Genomic DNA, 2,597 nt, shown 5'->3' on the forward strand with positions numbered 1-2,597 from the left:
TCCCCCTCCCCCCCCCCCCCGTCGCGGGGGCCCGCCCCGGGCCCCCCCCCCCCGCGGCCCACCCCGGCCCCCCCACTTCGTGTGTCGGAGTGCGCGCGGCCCCGACCGCGGCCAGGGCCGTCCGCCCGTGTCACTACGGACTGGTAGGGGATGTTCGGCAGCCGGTGAGGGACGGTTGAAAGCCCGACTGAATTCCCGTCAACAGGGATTTCCCGATGATCTCGATTCGATAACGAGATCTCCGAATAGGACTGGACCAATACTCGATCGAATTCTCAATTTGCTTGTTTTCAAAGCGTGTTGACTGTTCATCAAATCGAACCACCAGGTAACGGAACGGATTCTTCGAGCCGCCTCCCCTTTGTCCGAATTCTCCACCGAGCGGGTCTGGCAGGCTTCCGCACCCCATCTCCTGACCAAGGAATTGAGGTGTGCATGTCCAAGCATCGAAGACTGAAAGAACGTCAGAAGAAGCCGCGCGGACGCTTCATAGGCATCACCGCCGCCATGGCGGTGGCCACGATCGTGGCGGCCGGCATCGCGTACGAAAGCGGCCAGGGCGAAGCCCAGGCCGGCCAGTTCGCCGCCCCCGCACCGCAGGCCGTCCCGTCCCCGGCCTCCGCCCCCGCCGCCGCACCGGCCCGGGACGAGGAGCCCGCTCCCCTCGCCGCCAAACCCCGCAACGAACCCGCCCGCGGCATGGTCTACGACGGCCTCAAGCCCGCCGCCGGCGGCGACCGCTGCGCCGGCGTCTACGCCACCGACGCCGGGCACTGCACGCACGGCCCCGACGCCCCGCCCAAGGGCGTCGACATCAAGAAGGACACCCCGCCCGCGGTGAAGTCCGTGGCACCGGCCGCCGATCCGGCCCGGCCCGCCGCCGACCCCGCCCCCGCACACGACGGCGGACGCTCTCAGGGCGCGCCCGCCGACGCCCCCGCCGTCGACGCCCGCACCCAGGGCGCTGCCGCGGCGCCCGCACCCACGGCCTCCGGCACCCCGGCGGCCCGCACCGCCGCGGCCGGACCCGCCGGACAGACCGTCCAGTGCGACGGCGACGGCAGCACCGGCAACCGCGTCCAGGTCGTGTACGTCCACGGCCCCGGCAAGGACCGCTACGCCCAGTACGTGGCCTCCTTCCGCAAGTGGGCCGCCGACGCCGACCTCATCTACTCGGCCAGCGCCGAAGAGACCGGAGGCGTCCGCCACATCCGCTACGTGACGGCGGCCGACTGCACCCCCACCGTCCTCAACATCGAGCTACCGGACTCCGCCCTCGCCGAATTCAGCGCCACCAACAGGGCGTTGGCCGGCAAGGGCCTGGACCGCCGCGACCGCAAGTACATGATCTTCGCGGACGCGCAGGTCTACTGCGGCATCGGCACCTTCAACGGGGACGAACGGCCCGAGCAGACCAACCTCAGCAACTTCGGCCCCTCCTACGGCCGTACCGACAGCGGCTGTTGGGGCGGCCACACCGCCGCCCACGAACTGGGCCACAACCTGGGCGCCGTCAACAACAGCGCCCCCAACACCAGCCGGGGCGCGCACTGCACCGACGAGTGGGACGTCATGTGCTACTCGGACAGCCCGTACTACCCGAAGATGCGCGACGTCTGCACCAACCGGGCCTCCGACAACATCCTGGACTGCAACCACGACGACTACTTCCACACCAGTCCCAGACCCGGCAGCTACCTGGCCACCCACTGGAACATCGCGGACAACCAGTTCCTGATGCGCCGCAAGGGCGGGGGCGGCGGCACCGACCCGGGCCCGGGCCCCAGCCCGACCCCCACCCCCAAGCCGAGTCCCACGCCCACCACGCCGAAGCCCGGCGCCGGCCCCGCCGCCACCGTCGGCCAGGTCCAGTCCGACTCCGCCGTCGTCAGCTGGCCCAAGGTCCAGGGAGCCGCCTGGTACCAGGTCCTCCTCAACGGCCGGCACCTCACCTGGACCCAGAGCACCGTCCTGCGCGTGTACCGGCTCCAGCCGGGCACCGCCTACACGGCGGCCGTCTCGGTCCGCGACGCACAGGGCCGTGACAGCGGACCCGGCAAGGCCGCCCGCTTCACCACGAAGACCTCCGGAGGCGGCGGGACCAAGCCCGGCGGCCGGTACGTCCTCGGCAACGGCAGCACCGGCATGAACGCCGAACTGTGGGGCGGCCGCAGCGCCGACGGGACCGTCCTCGTGGGCTCGGCGGCCAACGGGTACGCACACCAGCAGTGGTACCTCGACGACGCCGGCAAGGGCCTCGTCCGGATCCGCTCGGCGGCCTCCGGCAAGTGCCTCGCCCCCGGAGGCACCCCCTCCGCGGGCATGTGGATCGCCCAGCGACCCTGCGGCACCGCGAAGGCCCAGCAGTGGAAGGTGTCCGGCGGCGGAGCCGCCGTGACCGTCACCGACCGCGGGGGCACCTACGCCCTGACCGTCAGCGGCCGCCCGTACTACGGCGCCTGGCTCCTCGACCTCCAGCGGGCCGACGGACGCCCGACGCAGAGCTGGACCCTCCAGAAGGCGGGCTGACCCCACACCCGCCGGCCGGGAAGCCGGTGTTCGTGGAGAAGCCGTTGGCCCTCTCGGAGGAGGAGCTG

1 protein-coding gene is annotated in these 2,597 nt (G+C 71.9%); it reads left to right on the forward strand.

The genetic code is table 11. The annotated features are described in order from the left end of the window. Positions 1–435 precede the first annotated feature (435 nt). Positions 436–2,529, forward strand: a complete 2,094-nt coding sequence (locus ABTZ17_RS36615; protein WP_352200148.1) for an RICIN domain-containing protein — start codon at positions 436–438, stop codon at positions 2,527–2,529. Positions 2,530–2,597: the final 68 nt, after the last annotated feature.

The sequence above is a fragment of the Streptomyces sp. NPDC097619 genome (assembly GCF_040302735.1).
Taxonomy (GTDB): Bacteria; Actinomycetota; Actinomycetes; order Streptomycetales; family Streptomycetaceae; genus Streptomyces.

What these genes read in the sequence shown, in the direction of transcription:
- ABTZ17_RS36615 (WP_352200148.1), top strand. Translation starts at nt 436, where the DNA reads ATGTCCAAGCATCGAAGACTGAAAGAACGTCAGAAGAAGCCGCGCGGA.